At 52.6% G+C, this 21352-nt stretch carries 15 protein-coding genes; 5 read left to right on the forward strand and 10 right to left on the reverse strand.

The features are described from left to right. Positions 1-34: 34 nt before the first annotated feature. The 7 genes from nadB to GBK04_RS14710 form a co-directional block, all read right to left on the reverse strand. A complete protein-coding gene (nadB, locus tag GBK04_RS14680; RefSeq protein WP_152760899.1) occupies positions 35-1642 on the reverse strand; it encodes an L-aspartate oxidase in 1608 nt (535 codons plus the stop codon). Between the two features lie 110 nt (positions 1643-1752). Further along, positions 1753-2196, reverse strand: a complete 444-nt coding sequence (locus GBK04_RS14685; RefSeq protein WP_152760901.1) for a hypothetical protein — start codon at positions 2194-2196, stop codon at positions 1753-1755. A 74-nt stretch (positions 2197-2270) separates the two neighbouring features. Continuing rightward, the gene (gene nadA, locus GBK04_RS14690; RefSeq protein ID WP_152760903.1) at positions 2271-3266 is read right to left on the reverse strand and encodes a quinolinate synthase NadA; all 996 of its coding nucleotides are present in this window, start codon (positions 3264-3266) and stop codon (positions 2271-2273) included. A 167-nt stretch (positions 3267-3433) separates the two neighbouring features. Then, entirely contained in the window at positions 3434-4855 is a 1422-nt protein-coding gene (locus GBK04_RS14695) for an inorganic phosphate transporter (RefSeq protein ID WP_152760905.1), read from the reverse strand. A 107-nt stretch (positions 4856-4962) separates the two neighbouring features. Further along, positions 4963-6003 carry a dual-specificity RNA methyltransferase RlmN gene (rlmN, locus tag GBK04_RS14700; protein WP_152760907.1) on the reverse strand — a complete coding sequence of 347 codons (1041 nt, stop codon included), beginning with the start codon at positions 6001-6003 and terminating at the stop codon, positions 4963-4965. 12 nt (positions 6004-6015) lie between these two features. Further along, positions 6016-6549 carry a CvpA family protein gene (locus GBK04_RS14705; RefSeq protein ID WP_373330989.1) on the reverse strand — a complete coding sequence of 178 codons (534 nt, stop codon included), beginning with the start codon at positions 6547-6549 and terminating at the stop codon, positions 6016-6018. A 70-nt stretch (positions 6550-6619) separates the two neighbouring features. Continuing rightward, positions 6620-7072, reverse strand: coding sequence for a GatB/YqeY domain-containing protein (locus tag GBK04_RS14710; RefSeq protein ID WP_152760909.1), 453 nt, complete (start codon positions 7070-7072; stop codon positions 6620-6622). 172 nt (positions 7073-7244) lie between these two features. On the opposite strand from GBK04_RS14710, the gene GBK04_RS14715 reads away from it, so the two are divergent. After that, entirely contained in the window at positions 7245-7967 is a 723-nt protein-coding gene (locus tag GBK04_RS14715; RefSeq protein WP_152760911.1) for a pyridoxine 5'-phosphate synthase, read from the forward strand. A gap of 120 nt (positions 7968-8087) precedes the next feature. Continuing rightward, positions 8088-9110, forward strand: coding sequence for a tRNA 2-selenouridine(34) synthase MnmH (gene mnmH, locus GBK04_RS14720; protein WP_152760913.1), 1023 nt, complete (start codon positions 8088-8090; stop codon positions 9108-9110). Positions 9111-9196: 86 nt separating this feature from the next. On the opposite strand, the gene GBK04_RS14725 is transcribed toward mnmH, so the two are convergent. Next, positions 9197-10585 (reverse strand): cytochrome P450, encoded by a 1389-nt coding sequence (locus GBK04_RS14725; protein WP_152760915.1) that lies wholly within the window; start codon positions 10583-10585, stop codon positions 9197-9199. Positions 10586-10769: 184 nt separating this feature from the next. Between GBK04_RS14725 and purH the strand changes: the two genes are divergently transcribed. The 3 genes from purH to GBK04_RS14740 all read left to right on the forward strand — a co-directional run bounded on the left by purH (position 10770) and on the right by GBK04_RS14740 (position 14305). Next, positions 10770-12305, forward strand: coding sequence for a bifunctional phosphoribosylaminoimidazolecarboxamide formyltransferase/IMP cyclohydrolase (gene purH, locus GBK04_RS14730; protein WP_152760917.1), 1536 nt, complete (start codon positions 10770-10772; stop codon positions 12303-12305). Positions 12306-12491: 186 nt separating this feature from the next. Beyond that, positions 12492-13736, forward strand: coding sequence for an ABC transporter permease (locus GBK04_RS14735; RefSeq protein WP_152760919.1), 1245 nt, complete (start codon positions 12492-12494; stop codon positions 13734-13736). Positions 13737-13852: 116 nt separating this feature from the next. Further along, a complete protein-coding gene (locus GBK04_RS14740) occupies positions 13853-14305 on the forward strand; it encodes a DUF3299 domain-containing protein (RefSeq protein ID WP_152760921.1) in 453 nt (150 codons plus the stop codon). Positions 14306-14314: 9 nt separating this feature from the next. Here GBK04_RS14740 and GBK04_RS14745 read toward each other — a convergent pair whose 3' ends face one another. Further along, positions 14315-17707 carry a VCBS repeat-containing protein gene (locus GBK04_RS14745; protein ID WP_152760923.1) on the reverse strand — a complete coding sequence of 1131 codons (3393 nt, stop codon included), beginning with the start codon at positions 17705-17707 and terminating at the stop codon, positions 14315-14317. Positions 17708-17832: 125 nt separating this feature from the next. After that, the gene (locus GBK04_RS14750; RefSeq protein WP_152760925.1) at positions 17833-21174 is read right to left on the reverse strand and encodes a VCBS repeat-containing protein; all 3342 of its coding nucleotides are present in this window, start codon (positions 21172-21174) and stop codon (positions 17833-17835) included. Positions 21175-21352 lie beyond the last annotated feature (178 nt).

Below are 21352 nucleotides of genomic sequence, written 5' to 3' on the forward strand. Positions count from 1 at the left end.
CCTGATTCGTGAGAGTCAGGCCTTTTTGTTTGGGTTATATCAAGGGCATGACAGCCGTAGCTTTTTCGGGTTTGATATTGTCCAGGTTGTAGTGCAGTCCGACATTCTCACGCCGGGCCATGGCCATTTTCAGCACCAGGTAAGATACCGTAATCATGTTCCGTAGTTCACAAATCGCCACCGAGACTTTCGATTCACGGTAGAGTTGCTCGTGCTCTTCGTGCAACAGCTGCAGGCGGTCGTAGGCTCGCTTCATGCGTCGGTTGGTGCGGACAATACCTACGTAGTTGGACATGATGCTGTTCAGTTCGCGGGTCATTTCAGTTACGAGTACCTGCTCCTCGGGATGGGTGGTACCCGAGTCGTCCCATTCGGGGATGCCTTCCGGAATGACGGCTTTTTCGTAGTGCTCGACGGTATCGAGATAGGCGCGGTGGCCAAAAACGGCCGCTTCCAGCAACGAGTTGGAAGCCAATCGATTGGCTCCATGCAAGCCTGTAGCGGAACACTCGCCCGCCGCATACAGGAACTGAATATTCGTTTTCCCCCACTCATCGACCTTGATGCCCCCGCACATATAATGTTGCGCAGGTACTACCGGGATCATATCCCGCCGTACATCAATCCCGATGTTGAGGCAATACTGATTGATATTGGGGAAATGTTCGAGGAATTTTTCATAGTCCAGATGGCGTACATCCAGATAGACATGCTCCACCCCGTGGGTTTTCATCTCGGAGTCGATGGCGCGGGCCACGATGTCGCGTGGAGCCAACGAGAGTCGGTCATCATAAAACTCCATGAAGGTACTGCCGTCGGCGTGTTTCAGGATACCTCCGAAGCCACGTACCGCTTCCGAGATCAGGAAGGAAGGTTTTTTGCCCGGCTGAAAAAGGCTGGTGGGATGGAACTGGATAAATTCCATGTTGTCACAAATGCCCTTGGAGCGGTAGGCCATGGCAATGCCGTCGCCCGTAGCGATGGTAGGGTTGGTGGTACTTTGGTAGATATTCCCGATACCGCCCGTGGCTACCAGGGTCGTCTTGGCGAGGAATTTTTCTACCGCTCCGGTCTTCAAATCCAGCACGTACGCGCCAAAGCACTTGATGTCCTCCCGATAGCGGTATACCGTTTCGCCCAAATGGTGTTGAGTGATGAGTTCGACGGCATAGTAGTGGGTGAAAATCTGGATGTTCTTATGACGTTTGACTTCCTCAAGCAGGGCGCGCTCGATTTCGTAGCCCGTGATGTCCTTGAAATGCAAAATCCGGTGATCGGAATGGCCTCCCTCCTTGGCCAGATCGTAGTCTCCGTCGCTTTCTTTGTCGAACCGGGTACCGTAGTCGATCAATTCCTGAATACGTTCCGGCCCCTCGGTAACGACAATCTCGACGATATTCCGCTTGTTGATCCCATCGCCGGCGTCCATCGTATCGTCGATGTGCTTCTCGAAGGTATCGCCCTCAGCCCATACTGCCGCAATGCCTCCCTGAGCGTATTTGGTGTTGGTTTCGTCGGCCTGTACCTTGGTAATGACGGCGATGGAAACCGCTTCATTGCCTTCAAAATGTCGGGCTAACTTGGCCGCATAGCTGAGTCCGGCAATTCCGGAGCCTATTACAAGAAAATCGAATTGAGCCATAGAAACGAATGGTGGAAAGATAGTTTAACGGTTTTGCTCCGGCGTACCCGCCCGGCAATGAATGCTAGAGTAAACGCATAAAGATTTTATCTCATCATTTACCCCTTCTATCATTCAATAGTAGAATTATTGGTAAAGCGTAAGGTTAGCTTCGTTACCCTGGGCGGATCGTATACGGTACTACGGGTTTCCATTTCGAAGGTACCTTCGTAAACGTTGCGCGGATAAATGTTCCAGCCTCCGGTTCCCGTGGCCGAGTCACGCAGGGCGATCACGTTTTGGGGTACATAGACCTTCCACTGGTAATGCTGCGTAGTGTCGTCGCCCGTCATGTGTCCTTCGAAACCTCCATCGGGATAAAACTTCACCCAATCCATGTGGCGGTCGAACCGCACGCCGCTGATGTGGGGTAGGTGCTTTCCTGCTTTGAATACCGGGACCTCATCCATCGCGATCTGCTCGATGTGCCAACGGTCGGCGGCTAGTAAACGCTTTTGTGCTTCCTGTACGTCGTCGGCGGGTCGGTGGCAGGACAAACCTGTAAGTACCAGCAAACAGCACAGATGTTTCGTGCTGATTGTAAACCCAAACGGTTTCGAAATACAAATACGCACAGGTTTTGAATGCCTCAAATCCCTTTACTCAGTTCCAGCATCCTCGCCACCGATTCGTAGGCTTTCACGCGGATGTTTTCAGGTACGATAATCTCAGGCTGCTCGTAAAGCAGCGCATTGTACACTTTTTCCAGCGTGTTCATTTTCATGTACGGGCATTCCGAACAGGCGCAGGTATTGTTGTCGGTGGCGGGTGCCGGAATTAGTTTTTTATGCGGTACCGACTGCTTCATTTTATGTAGGATACCTGCTTCGGTAGCTACGATGAATTTTTCGTTCACATCGTTTTGCACGAATTTCAACAGTCCGGTCGTGGAACTTACAAAGTCAGCCTGAAGCAGAATATCTTCCTTACATTCGGGATGGGCGATCAGTAGCGCATCAGGATTATCAGCCCGTAGTTTTTGCAATTTCTCGCGTGAGATATCGATATGCACGATGCAGGCTCCGTCCCAAAGTACCATGTCTCGTCCGGTTTTCTGCGCCACGTAGCGGCCCAGGTTGGCATCAGGAGCGAAGATGATTTTTTGATCCTTGGGCAGACTGTTCACAATATGCAGCGCATTCGAGGAGGTGCAGACAATATCCGTCAGAGCCTTGATTTCGGCGGAACAGTTGATGTAGCTGATCACGATGTGATCAGGGTACCTTGCCTTGAATTCGGCGAATTTATCCGCCGGAGCCGAGTCGGCCAGCGAACAGCCCGCGTTTAGGTCGGGAATCACCACTTTTTTGTTGGGACTCAGTACCTTGGCGGTTTCACCCATAAAATGCACACCGCAAAACACGATCATGTCAGCTTCGGTAGCAGCGGCCTGCTGTGAAAGGCCTAAGCTGTCGCCGATGTAATCGGCCAGATCCTGAATGGCGCCGTCCACATAATAGTGAGCCAGAATCACCGCGTTCTTTTCTTTTTTCAGCCGGTTTATTTCAGCCACCAGATCCATATCGTCGGCTACGGCCTCGTTCACATAGCCAAAACGGGAAACCTGTTCAAGTATATCGGTCATGGGTTGATGTTCAATATTCGTACCTTTTTACTTAATAACGTTCCAAGGTACAAATATTCCCAAAATCTTGACAAAAGCGTACCAAAAAGAGAAAGCCGTCACGCTCGGAATAAAGAGCGTGACGGCGGCAGTCGGGTAGGTAGTAAGGGTGTATTATTTAATGAAAATCAAAAGATCCACCGGAAGAAGGTATATAGGGTACCTGACAGGATCATGGTGACGGGCAGCGTAAGCACCCAGGCGATGGCGATATTGCGGACTGTCCCACCCTGCAAATTCTTGATCCCTTTGCTGGCTACCATGCTCCCGGCAATACCCGACGACAGTACGTGGGTGGTACTGACCGGAAGTCCCAGCCAGGAAGAAACGCCGATGGTACTGGCCGCGACCAATTCCGCCGAGGCTCCCTGGGCGTAGGTGAGGTGTTGCTTACCGATTTTCTCGCCAATAGTGACCACGATGCGTTTCCAGCCCACCATAGTACCCAGACCCAGGGAAAGGGAAATCATCAAAATTACCCAATCAGGGGCATAGTCGGTAAAGCGGCGAAGCCCCTGTTCCTCTCCGATCTGCTTCTCAAGAACATTGGCGTCGGCCAGGCTGAGGTTAGCGGTCCGGCTGTTAAGCAAATCCTTGATATTACGGCTAATCAGAAGGACTGAGCGCCGGGCATTCAGGCGTTCGCCTTCGGGCAACGTATTATCGACAAGAGGTTTGCTGATCTGCGTTTTTAGAGAGGCGATTTCGCGTTTTGTGACAACCAGTTCAGCTCGATCCCTGGCGGAAAGCAGCGTAGGGTTGACTCGATTGACGATGGTTTCGATTTGAGTAAGATTTTCCCGCATCAGAAGAGGATTCTTACTGTTGTCGAGGGCAAAGTAGGTAGGGGTAATGCCAATTAGAATCAGCATAATCAGGCCCACCCCCTTTTGCCCGTCGTTGGAGCCATGGAAAAAACTTACCAGGGTACACGTCGTTATCAAAATACCGCGAATCCAGGCAGGGGGCGGCTGGTTTTTCTTGGGTTCACTGAACACAAGGTTTCGTAAAGGTTTGTCTAGCGACCTTCTCAGAATAAACATCAACACAATGGCCAACGAGAAGCCAAAAAGTGGGGACGTAAAAAGTGAGATGAAAATTTCGGTAGCCTTAGCGGTGTTGACCCCCGTGCCGCTGGTATTTTCCGGCATAAAGGTAAAAGCCAGTCCTACGCCCAGAATAGAGCCAATCAGTGTGTGCGAACTGGAACTCGGAAGCCCGAAGTACCAGGTACCCAGGTTCCAGACAATCGCGCTGAACAGCAAGGCCAGTACCATCGCAATACTGTGATATACATTCTGGTCGATGAGCAGTTCCGTAGGCAACAAGTTTAAAATGCCCATGGCAACGGCGATGCCGCCGAAAAATACGCCCAGAAAATTACAAAAGCCCGACCACACGACGGCGGTATTGGGTTTGAGCGAGTTAGTATAAATGACCGTCGCTACTGCGTTGGCTGTATCGTGAAATCCGTTGACAAATTCAAAAGCACAGGCGGCGAATAAGCAGAAGGCCAGTAAGAGGAAAATGTCGGTTTCTAAACCAAACATAGGAAGTGAGTAAGTGGGTGCAAATTAGCCCATTGGCTAAAATTTAATGCCGCAAAAGTACGGAAATTTTGATGGCACGGTATGTTAAGAAATTGTTAACCGGCTGATTATTCCTTATTGGCCAACTGCCCGCAGGCCGCGTCTATATCTTTTCCGCGGCTGCGTCGCACACTCACTGTAACACCCCGGTCTTCGAGGTAGGCCGCGAATTTATCCAGTTTATCGGCTTCTGTATTTCGGAAATCGGCTTCGGCGATGGGATTGTACTCAATGATGTTCACGCGGGCAGGTACCCTCTTGGTAAATTCCCACAGTTCTTTAGCATCTTGTAAGGAGTCATTGAAATTATTGAACACAATGTACTCGAACGTGATGCGGTTTCCGGTTTTTTGATAAAAATAATTGAGCGCCTCGGCCAGATTGTCCAGCGAATTGGATTCGTTGATGGGCATGATGCGGTTGCGCTTTTCGTCGTTGGCCGCGTGCAGCGAGAGGGCCAGCCGGAAACGTACCTCATCGTCGCCCAGTTTTTTGATCATCTTGGCAATCCCCGCCGTGGAAACGGTGATGCGCTTGGGCGACATACCCAGGCCCTGCGGCGAGGTAATATGCTCGATGGATTGCAGTACGTTGGCGTAGTTGAGTAAAGGCTCGCCCATGCCCATGTACACGATGTTGGTCAGCGGTGCCTGAAATTTGGCCGTAGCCTGCCGGGCAATCTCTACCACCTGATCATAAATTTCACCCGCTTCCAGATTCCGCTTGCGATCCATATAACCCGTCGCGCAGAAGGTACACGTGAGCGAACAGCCTACCTGACTGCTCACGCAGGCCGTCATGCGGTCAGTGGCCGGAATCAGCACACCCTCTACCAGGTGGGCATCGTGCAACCGGAAGGCCGACTTGACGGTACCGTCGTTACTATGCTGTTGCTTGTCGGTGGTGAGGGCGTAAATGGCAAAATTTTCGTCGAGCAACTCCCGCAACGGAAGCGATAGGTTGGTCATTTCGGCAAAGGAGCGCGCTGATTTTTTCCAGAGCCACTCATGAATCTGCTTGGCCCGGAAGCCCGGTTCCTTATGCGCTGCCAGCCAGGATTTGAGTTGGTCCGGCGAAAGTTTCCGTATGTCTGTTTTTATAGAATTCATGAGTCTGCTCGCTTACTTATCTAAATATTCCTGCTTCCAGTCACGGATCAGCTCGCTGCCCGCAGGCAGCCATTCAACCGCCTTGGTGATGACGATGGGCGCAATGGGAACAACATACGGGTACAGGTACGTTCCCTCGGTCCGGTGCGCGGGAATATCGACCCCCATGGTACTCAGCAACCAGAAAAAAACGCTCGCTCCAAAGACCCAGGTGAACAGCCCCACCGCAGCGCCGGCCAGGCTGTCGAAGGTACCCAGGAGCGAGTACTTCAACGAGCGGCGGATCGAGTAGCCGAATTGATTCAGTAGGAAGACGGTCGGAAAAAAGATGACCGAAAAGCCAATGAAGGGCAGGATTCGCCGCGCCACCGTATGCCCGACGTGCGGCTCCAGAATTTCCATCCCTAACCCCAGAAACTTGAAGCCCACCACCATAGCCACCACAAAGGCCACAATGCCCACAATCTCGACGAGCAAGCCTTTGCGGTAGCCGTTTACTGCGCCCCACAACAACGGAATCAAAAGTAATAAGTCAAGTAGTTTCACAGAAAATAGCTCCCCGCTTCTATGAACGGTACCCCCTGCCCTGGAAAGAGAGGGGACAAGGGGTGAGGTGTTATTTTGCCAACAAACTCTTCACCAGGGTGGAAACCGTGCGGCCATCGGCCTGGCCGGCTAGTTCCTTGGTAGCTACGCCCATCACTTTGCCCATGTCCTGAGGGCCGGACGCCCCCACGCGGGCGATGATGTCTTCGAGCCGGAATTTTATTTCGTCTTCGGTCAACTGCCGCGGCATGAATTGTTCGATCACGGCCAACTCGGCTTCTTCTTTCGACCACAAGTCCTCACGCCCCTGAGCCTGGTAAATTTCCGACGATTCGCGGCGCTGCTTGGCGGCTTTGGTCAAAAGCTTAAGTTCGGCATCCTCCGTCAGTTCGCCCGTGCTGCTGCTACTGGTTTCTTCCAAAAGAATCAGTGATTTGATGGCCCGCAAAGCGCGCAATTTGTCCTGATCTTTGGCCCGCATGGCGTCTTTGATATCCGATTCAACTCTACTTTTTAGTGACATAATTGTAATTAAATGTGGTATAGGCCGAGCGACGCATCGCCCACCTGCCCGGATTACGGCTAAATATTCATAAGGTACCTACCCGAACAATTCTCTAAAAACATACGTTCGGAAAGGGTAACTTTGCCACAAAGATACGAATACTCCTCCATCAATCCATTGGCCCTAATCCATGACCCGACTTAGCGTTAATATTAACAAAATAGCTACCCTCCGCAACTCACGCGGCGGTGATAATCCCAACGTAGTCAAGGTAGCGCTCGATTGCGAGCGCTTCGGTGCTCAGGGTATCACGGTACATCCACGGCCGGACGAACGGCACATTCGCTATCAGGATGTCTATGATTTGAAAAAAGTAGTAACGACGGAATTCAATATCGAAGGCAATCCCTCTGAACGGAAGTTTGTGGATCTGGTATTGGCCAACCAGCCTGCCCAGGTGACATTGGTGCCGGACGCCCTCGGAGCCATTACCTCCAATGCGGGCTGGGATACCATCACCCACAAGGACCGGCTCACCGACCTGATTGCCGAATTTAAAGAAGCGGGTATCCGGGTGTCGGTGTTTGTCGATGCCGACGAGCGCATGGTAGAGGGCGCCAAAGCCTGCGGAGCCGACCGCGTGGAGCTTTATACCGAACCCTACGCCGAGCATTACTTTAAAAACCAAAAAAAAGCCGTGGCTCCCTTCGTGAAAGCCGCCGAAGCAGCCCGCCGGGTAGGTTTGGGCCTGAACGCCGGCCACGATCTGAGTCTGGACAACCTGCGATTTTTACAAAAAAGCATCCCTTGGCTCGACGAGGTTTCTATCGGCCACGCCCTGATTGCTGATGCGCTTTATTACGGCCTGGAAAATACGATTCAAATGTACCTGCGGGAGCTAGATCAATTTTGACGGGTCGCCCGTACGATGATAGAATGAGTGATTGAGTGTATACCCGCATAGGTACCTCTTCTCAGCCTTTAATCTTTCTCCCATTCATTCTTTTTCCTCCATTTTTCCTTATCCATAAAAATGCCTACCCCAATCCCCGTCTCCGCCTTCCTGCAAAAAGCCGAAACGCTGCCGGTCGTGGACGTACGGTCGCCGGGCGAATTTGCGCAGGGACATATTCCGGGGGCGGTTAACATTCCGCTTTTTAGCAATGAGGAAAGGGCAAGGGTAGGTACCCTCTACAAGCAAATCGGTCAGGAAGAGGCATTGCTGTTGGGGTTGGAACTGGTGGGGCCAAAGATGGCTGACTTTGTGCGTCAGTCAAAGGTACTGGCGCCCGATAAGGAAATCCTGGTACACTGCTGGCGTGGGGGCATGCGCAGTGGTTCATTTGGCTGGTTGCTCGAAACCGCCGGCATGAAAGTCAGCACGCTGGTAGGTGGCTACAAGGCTTTTCGGAATGAGACGTTGGCAGGGCTGGAAACTCCCCAAAATGTAGTGATCCTGGGTGGCAAAACGGGTAGCGGCAAAACCGAAATCCTGCACAAACTCCGCGAACTGGGCGAGCAAATCATTGATCTGGAAGGTTTAGCGAATCACAAAGGCTCATCGTATGGAGCCATCGGCCAACTACCCCAGCCCAGTTCTGAGCACTTTGAAAACGAAATCTACGCCCGGTGGCGACAACTTGACCCTACCCGCCGCGTCTGGATCGAGGACGAGAGCCGATCCGTGGGCCATTGCCTGATTCCAGCGGCTGTCTGGACACAAATGCGGCGTGCGCCGCTAGTGCTAGTAGACATGGATAAAGCTACCCGCATTGAACGGCTGGTGCGGGAGTACGCCTGTTTCGATATAAACCTGTTGCATGAAGCTACCCACCGTATTCAGAAAAGACTGGGCGGCCAGCACCATAAAGCGGCCATCGCCGCCCTCGATCAAAAAGACTTCGCTACCGTAGCCGACATCACCCTAACCTACTATGACAAAGCGTACCAGCACGGCATCGGGGATAGAAAGGTACTTCACACGTTGAAAACGTCCGAGGACAATCCGGCAGAATTGGCAGAACAATTGGCCCTTGTAGTTAAGGATGAGCCGTAAAAGGCTAATTTTTAGGTATCAAAGAAACTCGTTCTCTTGATTTCCAGGTTTTGCTTGAAATTTGTAAGGCCGTTGACCTTTCATAGTTAGCCCTTTACCTTTTTTAATTTCAACGTAACACTTCCTTTCGGCCGTAGAGTCACCATTGGCTCTGGTTCCACTACCTGATCAGGCGAAAGCAGGCTGACCTCAAAATCACGCAGCAGAATGGCCAGTACCAGTTGCATTTCGAGCAGGGCAAAGTTGTTGCCGATACATAGCCTCGGTCCGCCGCCGAAGGGTAGGTAGGCGTATGTCGGGCGGTCTTTGGCGTTTCCTTCGGTGAAACGATCAGGATTAAATGCCTCAGGCTCCTGCCAGTATTCGGGCCGGCGGTGCAGCGTATAGGGGCTGATCAAAAAATACGAATCGGTCGGGAAAGCGTAGGGGCCGATTTGATCTTCGGCCAGTGAGCGCCGGCTAATGACCCAGGCGGGCGGGTAGAGCCGCATTACTTCCTGTACCACTTGCAGCGTATAGCGTAATTCCCGGGCTTTTTCAAAAGTCGATTTGTCTTTTTGTGCGAGTACTTCCGTGCTTTCTTCGCGGATTTTGTGGGCTACCTCGGGGTACCTTGCCAGTAGGTACAACGCCCATGAAAGGGCATTGGCCGTAGTTTCGTGGCCTGCCATGAAAATGGTGGTCACCTCATCGCGGAGCTGGCCGTCCGACATGGTTTCGCCCGTTTCTTCGTCGCGCGTGCGCATCAGCATATCCAGCAGGTCGTCGTAGCGCAGGTCAGGGTCTTGCTTCCACTGCTCACGACGGCCATTGATAATACCATAAATCACTTCTTCTACTTTTTGGACGGCGCGCAAAAACTGCACATTCCCCGGAGTAGGGTACTTCAGCGGAACACGAATAAAACTTTTCAGCGTGTTGTCGGCAAAATGCATAATGCCATTGAGCGCATCGGAAATGCCCGCTACCCGATCGCCCACATCGGTACTGAATAAGGCTTTGGTTACGATATTCAGGGTGAGCCCCAGCATGTCTTTACTGATGTCGCGCGGCTGGGTTGGATCGTGGGTTTTCCAATCGGCCACCAATAGTTCGGTTTCCCACGCCATCATGTCGGTCATCAGGGCCAGGCGTTGTTTGTAAAAGGCCGGTTGCGCCAGCTTGCGCTGCCGTCGCCAGAAATCCTCTTCGCTGGTCAGCAGCCCATTGCCCAGAAAAATCGCCAGAATCCGGTAGGCCTCGCTCTTGTGGTAGTTACGGTTATTCTCCTGCAAGATGTACTTCGCGTCCTCAGCGGTCTGGACAATGTTCAGCGTACGGCCTAGTACCTTCACGGTCGCGAGCCGTTCGTATTGCTCCTGTAGGCGCAGCATAAAACCCAACGGATCGCTGATAAAGGGGTAGGTGCTTCCTACCAAAGGCCACCCCCGGTGGTGTGGGACAGTAGTGAGAGTAGGAACGATTGAGGTAGCCATAGGGGACTAAATTGTTCGGTTTGCTTTATATTTGAAACTTGATGAAGCCGCTGTCCAAAAGTGTTACGCTATAAGGTACGCTGATTGAGCTTCAAATTCAGGTATCTGCTTAACCTGGACAACATCTTTTTTATTACCTAACGAATAGCCAATAGCTTATTGCTTACGGCCTAAAGCCAAAAAAATGTCCAAGAAAATCAAATCCGCCCTCATTTCTGTATACTCCAAAGAAGGTCTGGAGCCACTCGTACGGCTGCTGCACCAGAATGATGTGAAACTCTACTCGACGGGAGGTACCCAGACCTACCTCGAGGAATTAGGGCTTCCGGTTACCGCTGTGGAAAGCCTGACGGGGTACCCTTCCATCTTTGGCGGGCGTGTCAAAACGTTGCATCCGGTCGTTTTTGGGGGTATTCTCTACCGCCGTGACCACGCAGGCGACGTGGCACAAGCCGAACAGTTCAACATTCCGGCCCTCGACATGGTCGTGGTGGATCTGTATCCCTTTGAGGATACTGTAGCTTCCGGGGCCAGTGCAGCCGACATTATTGAAAAGATCGACATCGGGGGAATCTCCCTGATTCGGGCAGCGGCCAAAAATTTCAAGGACACCCTGATTGTTTCCTCGCGCGACCAGTACGCAGGTACCCTCAAACTGCTCACCCAAAAAGAGGGCAGCACGGATGAAAGCGACCGGCGCGAATATGCCGCGGCCGCCTTCGGGGTATCGTCGCATTACGATACGGCCATCAACCAGTGGTTTGTAAAAGGCGATTCCAGTAAGGAAGAGAATATCCGGCACTTTGAAGACCTACCTTCCCAAACCCTTCGTTACGGCGAGAATCCTCACCAGAATGCTACCTTCTACGGTGATCTGGACGCCATGTTTGTCAAATTGCACGGCAAAGAGCTATCCTACAACAATCTGGTGGATGTGGATGCCTGCGTGGGTTTGATCGATGAATTCCTGAATGCCGGACCTACCTTTGCCATCATCAAGCATACCAATGCCTGTGGTATTGCCTCGGCCGCTACGGCGAAGGATGCCTATCTCAACGCGCTGGCCTGCGATCCGGTATCGGCTTTTGGCGGCGTGGTAATCACCAATACCAACGTGGATGCCGAAACCGCCGAAGAACTGAACAAGCTCTTCATGGAAATCCTGATTGCCCCGGCGTACAGCGAGGAGGCGCTCCAGATTCTGCAATCCAAGAAAAACCGGATTCTACTCAAGCGTAAGCCGCTCACGCTGCCTGGCGAAATGTTCAAAACAATTCTTAATGGGGTACTTGCTCAGGATAAAGATAATGTGACGGAAACAGCGGAGCAAATGACTACCGTGACCGAAAAAGCACCCACCGAAGCGGAACTGAAATCGCTGGAATTTGCGCTGAAAGTGTGCAAGCATACCAAGTCCAACACCATCGTACTGGCCAAGGAAAACCAACTACTCGCCAGCGGTACCGGCCAGACTTCCCGAGTGGATGCCCTGCGCCAGGCCATAGACAAGGCGGCCGCGTTTGGCTTCGACCTGAACGGCGCTGTGATGGCTTCGGATGCTTTCTTCCCGTTCCCGGACTGTGTTGAAATCGCGAAAGAAGCGGGTATTACGGCGGTCGTGCAACCCGGTGGGTCCATCCGCGATAAAGATTCCATTGCCTACTGCGACGCCAATGGCGTGGCGATGGTCACAACCGGAGTGCGGCATTTCAAGCATTGAGTTTAAGAGGGACAAAGGACCGGGCTGGCGTACCAGAAAAAGGCACAGAGGCACAAAGTGAAATAGTGCTATTCTATGTGAGAACGAAGAAGTAGTTTGCCTTGAATTTATTTAAAGTACTCTGTAAATCAGTTTTTTAAAAAGCCACTGACCAGCAGCTATAAGCTAACAGCTACTTAATACTCCATGAACTTACTGAAAATCAGTTGGGCCAATCTGCGGGAAAAGAAGCTGAGCAGCTTCCTCAGTGGATTGTTACTGACATTGGGTATTGGCATAATCTCGCTGTTGCTCTTATTGAACCAGCAGCTCGATGCCCAGTTCAGGCGCAATCTTCGGGGCATCGACATGGTGGTGGGAGCCAAAGGTAGCCCGCTGCAACTGATTCTATCGAGCATTTACCAGATCGACGCTCCCACGGGCAATGTACCTCTGGCAGAAGTCAACAAGCTCAAAATGAATCCGTTTGTCAAAACGGTAATTCCGCTTTCGATGGGCGACAACTACCGGGGCTTTCGGATCGTGGGTACCACGCCGCGCTACGTTGAACATTTTGAGGCAAAACTGGCCGAAGGAAAATTATTTGCCACCACCCTGGAAGCAACGCTTGGCAGCAAGGTGGCCGAAGCCTCGGGCCTGAAGGTAGGTGATACCTTCGCCAGCGCCCACGGACTCGATGAAGCAGGCGATGCCCACGGACAGACCAAGTACCGGATCGTCGGCGTTTTCGAGCCCAACGGCTCGGTGGTGGATCAGCTCATCCTGACCGACCTCAGCAGCGTGTGGGCCATCCACGAGCACGCCGAGGTACCCCCGGCCGGAACCAAACCGAATGATCCCGCCCACGAGGTACATGACCCGGAATTCGCACCCGTAGCCGCCGACGAAAAGGAAGTTACCAGCGCGCTCATTGAGTTTCGTAGTCCCATGGGGCTAGTGGCGCTTCCCCGGCAGATCAACGCCAACACGTCCATGCAGGCGGCTCTGCCCAGCATCGAGATCAACCGACTGTTTTCATTGCTCGGCGTGGGCATCGACACGCTCCGCGCGCTGGCGCTGGTGATCATGCTCATTGCCGGCGCCAGCGTGTTTGTCTTCCTATACAATTCGCTCAAAGACCGGAAGTACGAAATGGCCCTGATGCTTTCGATGGGCGCCACCCGGACGCGACTGTTTTTGCTGTTGTTGCTGGAAGGATTGTTTTTGGCTCTATTAGGGTATGTTTCGGGTATTTTGTTGAGCCGCATCGGGCTGTGGCTGTTCAGTCGGGCGGCCGAGCAGGATCTGCATTATTCGCTCGGTCAGTTTGGATTTTTGCCCGAAGAAGGGTACCTGTTGGGCGCTGCCTTGCTCATTGGCGTACTGGCCGCTGCCTTGCCCTCGCTGGGGGTATATCGGCTGAATATCTCCCGCACGCTGGCCGAAGACTAGGCTGGGGTACTTGCTTTTTGAATGGGATTTGATTTATTTTTGTTAAAACAATCATTTGTAGTGTACGTTCCGTAAAGGAATTACGTAAAAACTCAATCCTGATTCATCCAAATACTATGAGGAAATATTCGCGTACCTTGATCCTGGGTCTTTTTGCTACTTCTATTTTGTCGTTCACGCCCGCGGCTGTTCCCGTAAAACTTACGTGGGAAACCCTACGCGACGTGACTTTCAAGAAAAAATGGTACCCCGACGAATCGGTGTATATGCTGTACCCTACCTTCGGGCCGGCGGTGCAGAAACTGAAAGGCAAGGAGGTTAGTATCACGGGCTACATTCTGCCTATCGATCTCGACGCTAATATGTACGTACTGTCGGCCTTTCCGTACAGCGCGTGTTTCTTCTGCGGCGGGGCGGGGCCGGAATCGGTGATGGCCCTGAAGTTTAAGAAAGATCCCCGCAAGTTCAAGACCGACGAACGGCTCACCTTCAAAGGTACCCTGATCCTAAATGCCGACGATATCTATCAGATGAATTACGTGCTGGAAGGCGCCGAGATAGCGGAATAGGGTACCCCCTTACCGCCGGGCCACCGGCATGGGGGTACCTTGGAGCGGTTTTAGAAAGATCAGTGAGCCTTTATTGCGCGCGATAACCCAGGTAGGTACCCCGGCAATCGTGATCCGTTTCATATCCCGAATCTCGCCATCCAGCCGGAAACCCGCGTCAACCGGCGACTGGGCCTGAAAGGTACCTTTCCCCCGGTTCAGCAGCACCAGCCCGTAACTCGAATCGTAGCGCCCCTGGAAGGGACTCACGCCTATGTAGTTCCCGCCCCCCAGCAGATCGGGCAGGCCATCGCCGTTGACATCGGCGGCCGCCAGTGTGAAGAGCTTAGAAACCTGCGCCTGCCAGGGTAGATCGTGGCTGACAAATCCTCCATCCCGGTTTTCCAGATAGACTGACTCAAATTTTCGGACTTCCAGTTTTCGGGCATCCCGTAATTCTTCAGGCTTGAAGATTTCGTCGATGGTTTTTCCGGCAAAGGATTTGTAGTCCGGGAAGCGTTTGTTGATGATCGTGGGAATGCGTTTTCCGAGCTCATCTTTGGAGGATACCGGGTACCAGCGGTCGTCAGCGCCGTAGGCCAGTACTTGTTCCATTCCCTTATTGCCGTCAAAATCCTTCACCCACATCGTCAGGCCAGACTCGGCTGTTTTCCGAAATTTGGTATTAACGCCCAGATTACCCGCAACAAGATCCATATCGCCGTCGCCATCAAAGTCGGCGGCCACCACGCACTGCCACAAGCCGGTAGGTGTATTGTATTTTTCGGATTGATCGGCGGAAAGCTTACCGCTTTTATTCAGGAATACCGTCACAGGCATCCAGTCGCCCACCACCACCAGATCCTTCACCCGGTCGCCGTCGATATCTGCCCATACGGCATCGGTGACCATGCCTGCTTGGCGGAGTTGAGGGGCCAATTGTTCCGTTTTATCCGCAAAATGGCCCTTGCCGTCGTTGATCAGCAGGTAGGAGCGAGGTACATCCCCGTACCCAAACGCCACGACCCTACCCCCGACGAACAAATCCAGGTCGCCGTCGTTGTCCACATCAAAAGGCCGCACGCACGATTTGTTGTCATACATGGGCGGCAGGGCGTTGGGTACGCGTTTGAAATTGCCCTGGCCGTCATTGAGGTACAGGCGGTCGAACTGCTCGGGCATTTTTTCGTAAAATTCATTTCCGCCCGATACCACGTATAGATCGGGGTGCCCATCGCCATTGGCATCGAAAAACACGGCGTCCGTATCTTCAAAAGTCGAGTCCGTTCGGAAATCCGGTTGCAGACTTTTGGTAAACCTACCGTGGATATCCTGGATAAAAAGTGAGCCGATTTGCCACTTGGCTCCGCCAACATAAAAATCCTCACGCCCATCGCCGTTGACATCGGCCACGGCTACTTTGGGCCCTTCGGTCGAAACCAGGAAAGGCATCAGGCTTTCGCGGTAAAAATCGTAATACAGGTTTTCCTCGTGGCGGTAGGGAATCGGGTTGGATGCCGTGACATCATCGAAAAGCTTCGGATCGGGTTGGCTGACGATCCGCGCCGCCACATCGGGCACCGCCGGGTAGGTACCTTCGTACTTTACCACCAGCCGTTGGTTGGCTTTGACGCCCGTCAGTATCTGCACAGCCTGGTTAGGCCAGACAATCAACACGCTATCGATAGTCGTTTCATTCCCCAGGCCAAAGTGCGCAATGGGTTCACTGCTCGACTCGAAGCCCCGCGTGGTGGACAACTGCTGTAATTGGATCGAGGTACCCTGCTTGAGAACCACCTTGGCTCCCAAAGCCGAAGTATTGCCGGGGTACCCTTCCAGTTTCACCCGCAGGTACCCGGAAGAAGCGCTGTCCGATTCAGCAACTGGGCTGGTCTGGTTCTGATAAAAGACCGAAGGCTCATTGAGATTGTTGGTCACCAGATCGAGGTCGCCGTCGTTATCAAAATCCGCGTAGGCCGCCCCATTGGAAATCGTGGGTGCACCGAAGCCCCATGCTTCGGACTTGTTTTGGAAAACCAGCCCCTTACTGCCCTTGAAAAGGTAGTTATGTACTTTCCCCGGCGGCATCATGCTCATGGCACGCTTGTCAAGATCGTACGATGTCTCGGGCGCGTAGCGCAGGGAGTCGTCGGCGGCGTACTTGGCGTAGTCAAGGTTGTTGGGCCGATGGGCAATGCCATTGCTTACGAACAGATCCTTGATGCCGTCGTTGTCATAGTCGGCCAGCAGCGGCGACCAGCTCCAGTCGGTGGCGGCCACGCCGGCCATGGCCCCTATCTCCATAAACCCCTGGCCCGACTGGTTGATTTGCAAACAATTACGGCTCAATTGTGGCATATAGCCGTACGATAATTTGTATAGAAAAATGTCGAATGAATCTTCTCCAACGGATGACTTCTCAATGGTTTCATCTTCGGGGTACATATCCAGCGTCATCAGGTCGGGGTACCCATCGTTGTTGACATCGGCCAGATCGTTGCCCATGGAGTAGCGGCTGGTGTAGCGAAACAGCTCACGGCTCTTGTTGGTGAAGGTACCGTTGCCATTGTTGATATAGCAGTAGTCGTCCTCATGAAAATCGTTGGATACGTAGATGTCGTCCCAGCCGTCGTTATTCAGGTCGCCCACGGCTACGCCCAGGCCGTAGCCCATCGCGGCACCAAAAATGCCAGCCTTTTCGCTTACATCCTTGAATTTGACGGGGGAGGTGGGGGGTACCTTGGTATCACTCAACTGACTTTCGTATAGATGATCACCGGCTTGGTTATCACGCAGGTTACGGGCCGTCACCCGGTCGTAACTGCGGGAAGTGTGCACAGCATGGTTGAGCAGATAGCAGTCCAGGTCGCCGTCGCGGTCGTAATCGAAAAATACGGCTTGGGTCGAAAAACCGGTGAAGTCGAGGCCATATTCGGCGGCTTTCTCCGTGAAAGTCAGATCTCCGTTATTGATGTAGAGCTCATTGGCTCCTTCCATTCCCCGAAAATTTCCCACGGCCGACACGTAAATATCCAGCAGTCCGTCGCCGTTCACGTCAGCCATCGTAACGCCGGTCTGCCAGTCAGAAAAGCCTTCCACGCCTGCCTGATCAGTAATATCCTCGAATTTGAAGCCTCCTTTGTTGAGATAGAGTTTATTTTTTCCCTGATTGGAAACAAAGTACACATCCGTGAGACCGTCATTATTGATGTCCCCGGCGGCTACCCCGCCGCCGTTGTAGAAGTACAGGTAATCCAGCAAGTTGATTTTTTGATTACCCACTACCCGATTGACAAAACCCACACCCGTACTGGTGGAGTCTTTCACTTCAAAAAGAGCTTTTTCATGATCTTTCTCATCCGTATGGCAAGCCTGGATGCCGAAAAAGAGGAATAGTATACTGATTAATTTTATTGGATTCATGGAATATTGGAAACTAGATTCTGGATGTTGGATTCTAGAATTTATTTTTAAATGACTTGTAATCAATTTTTTGGAGATGTGCTTGCCGTAGATTTAGATTTTTTATTAAATCCACCATCCAGCCTCTACTTGGCCCGGTACACCTGCACCTTACTGTTGTTGGTGCCCAGCACAATCTGCCCCTGCCTCAGCCGCTTCATGGCCCGTACCTGGTCGTTGGCCCACAGGCCGGTTTCGGTGGGCGCTTTCACCTCAAATCCCTGGCTACCACTGTGGAGAATAAGGCCGCGGAGGGCGTCATACCGGCCGAGTTCGGGCAGTACGTCGTAATTGTTTCCCGCAATGGCCAGGTCCATGCGGCCGTCGTGGTCGTAGTCGAAGGGAAGAATGGCGTAGATGGGGGAGAGTTGCGCCTGCCGGGGCAAAGGCAGGAACGTGAACGCCGCCGCCCGGGAGTCATTCCGCAGAATGGCCGACTCTCCCGTAAAGACTTTTTTATGGACCGCTCCTTCCAACTGCTCCGGGCTGAGTATTTCGTTCAGCGTTTTGCCGGCGTACTCTTTGTTGAGGACAAATTTCTTCTTCAAAGAAGGCATGGCTCGCAGCAGATCGGGTTTCATGAGCATGGGGTAGGGTACCCCACTTTCGTCGGGACAGGTGATGATTTGTTTCATTTGCCCATTATGATCAAAATCCTTCACATATAGCTCGACGGGCGTCTGCTGAGTGGCTTTCAGACTCGAATTCAAGCCCAGGTTTCCGGCAACAATGTCAAGATCACCATCCTGATCAATGTCCACCGCTTCCACGGTATTCCACCAGCCATTGGTTTTCATCGGCTGCCCTTGCTCATTTTTAATTATTTCCGACGCTTGCAGTTCGAGTTTTTGGCGCTTATTCTTGAAAATGGTAATCGGCATCCAGTCGCCTACTACGACCAATTCCGGGTAGGTATCGCCATCGAGATCGGCCCAGCAGGCATCTGTGACCATGCCGAGTTGCTCGATTTGCGGAATGTACCGCCGGGTGAAATTCTTAAAAGACCCGGTACCGTCGTTGGTCAGGAGATAACTGGGCGGATCAATGCCGTATTGGCCCGATTTGAGTCGAGAGCCAATGAATACGTCTACGTCGCCATCTTTGTCGTAGTCGGCGACAGCCACGCAAGCGGCATTGATAGCCAGGTTTGGAAAGGTCGCACTACGGGTAAAGGTACCCTTGCCGTCGTTGAGGTACAGGCGGGGCACCAGGGTAGGATCGTTGTCGCGGAATTCGTTGCTACCCGATACGACCAGCAAATCCTGATCTCCATCGTTATCGGCATCAAAAAATACGGCGTCCGAGGCCTCCACATCCGTTTCCTGTTTTAGGATTTCTGGGGTGCGGTCCGCAAAGCTTCCGTCTTTTTTCTGGACATAAAGCTTCCCACCCTGCCCGATGGCTCCACCCAAGTACACATCGTCCAGGCCGTCCCCGTTGGCATCGCCCAGGGCCATTGCCGGTCCCAGGCGGGAGTACATCTGCTTCAGCAGGGGGTTCTTGTTATAATCGACATAATCGGACTCGCGATGCACGAAATCGAGTCCGCTGGATGCCGTGATGTCCTTGAACAGCTCCTGGCTCCGGCTGCTGGCCGGTAGCCAGGGCTGGGTGGCAGCCTCCTGATTCAATACATAGGTCGAGTCGGCCCGTAGGCCCCGGAGTACCTGCTGACGGTCATTGGGCCACAATACGGTTACGGAATCGACCGCAGGATTTTTACCTAGCCCAAACACCAGCCTCAGATCCACAGAGGATTCGAAACCGCGATTGGGCATTTGCTGTAACATCTGGGTGCGGGTACCCTGATGGAGATAGACTTTGGTGCCAATCGCGTTGCGGTTTTGTGCCCCGCCGATCAGTCGGAATTTGAGGTAGTGAAAATCGGGCCGCTCATTGGAAGCATTTCGATACACCGACAGCGGACTGTTGACGTTGTTGACCACCAAATCCAAATCGCCATCGTTGTCCAGGTCTCCATAGGCGGCCCCGTTGGAAAAGGAGGGGGTACCTAGGCCCCATTCTTCAGCTTTATTGGCAAAGGATAGATTGCCATTATTCTTGAAAGCGTAATTGGCCAATGGTTCCGAGGGCATATTGTCGATAAACTTCCGGTAATCGAATTTGCGGGTACGGCTGGCTTCGGCAATGTTGGCCGGATCGGCCAGAAAAGCCATGAAATCCTGGTTGGTCAAATCCCGGTTGATGGCATTGGCCACAAAAATATCCTTCTCGCCGTCGGAGTCCATGTCGAAAATCAGGGCACCCCAGCTCCAGTCGGTAGCATGGGTACCCGTGAAGCGGGCTATTTCGCTGAACCAGGTCTTCCCGTCCGGCGCACCCGACTGATTCAACTGCAGGGAATTTTGCATGTACTGGTAGTGAAAATCCCGCGCCTCTTTCAGTTTCATCAGGTCATGCCCCTCGAAGGTGGACGTTAACTTCAGCCGGCGGTCGGTGGCGGGAAGCATGTCCGTGACGTAGATATCCAGCTTGCCGTCATTGTTGATATCGGCAATGTCGGCGCCCATCGAAGAAAGGCTCGTATGGCCCATGGCGGTTTGCAGCGATTCGGTAAATGAGCCTTTCCTGTCGTTGATATACAGGTAGTCATGCTCGTAGAAATCGTTGGAAATGTAGATATCGAGCCAGTTGTCATTATTGACATCGCCAATGGTGATGCCCAGTCCGAAGCCGATAATGCTGCCGTAGATACCCGCCGCTTCGCTCACATCGGTAAAGTGCCCGCCATCGTTTCGGAATAATTTGTGCCCGCCGTCCTTGTCGCGCTGGGCGCGCAGATTGGCGTAGGCCAGTTGCCCCACGGGCGTGAAGCTATTGTTGAGCAGAAACATGTCTAGATCGCCATCCCGGTCGTAATCGAAAAAAGCAGCGTGGATCGAGTAGCCCTCTTCGGCCAGCCCGTACGCCTGGGCGCTTTCCCGGAAAACGGGCAGGCCATTGCTGCCCGTACCTTGATTGATAAAAAGCTCGTTGCTCCGCTCGGCCGACCGCCCGGCGTTACAGACGTACAGGTCGAGCAGCCCGTCGCCGTTCACATCGGTAAAGGTAGCCCCGGTGCTCCATGATTTGGTACCTGCTACGCCCGCCTGTTCGGTAATGTCCTCGAATTTAAAGTCGCCCCGGTTCAGGTAGAGCTTATTGGGCCCCTGATTGGCAATCACGTACAGGTCGGGTAGGTTGTCATTGTTGATATCGCCAATGGCTACCCCACCCCCGTTGTAAAAATTCCGGTAATTGAAGATATTGAATTCCTCGCTGTTGGTGAGGGTGTTTTGAAAATCGATACCTGTAACCGAGGCAGGCAGGTCCTCAAACAGGGTAGGTGCATCGTCCGGAGCCTTGGAACAACCGGATAAAGCAAAGGCCAGGGCAATCCAACTCCAAATTTTGATTCCTTTATTCATTTTGTGAACTAGCTTTGGCCATAGGCGACAAGCAATTTTTGGGACACAGAGTTTCACGGCCACTCACTCTGGAATTGTTGTAGTATAGTTAAAAAACGTATTGGAAGACCACTTAATTGAGGCACCGAAAAGAGAAGGGAGTAGGCCTATGACGAGCCTACTCCCTTGACTACTGACC

Source organism: Salmonirosea aquatica, assembly GCF_009296315.1.
Lineage (GTDB): Bacteria > Bacteroidota > Bacteroidia > Cytophagales > Spirosomataceae > Salmonirosea > Salmonirosea aquatica.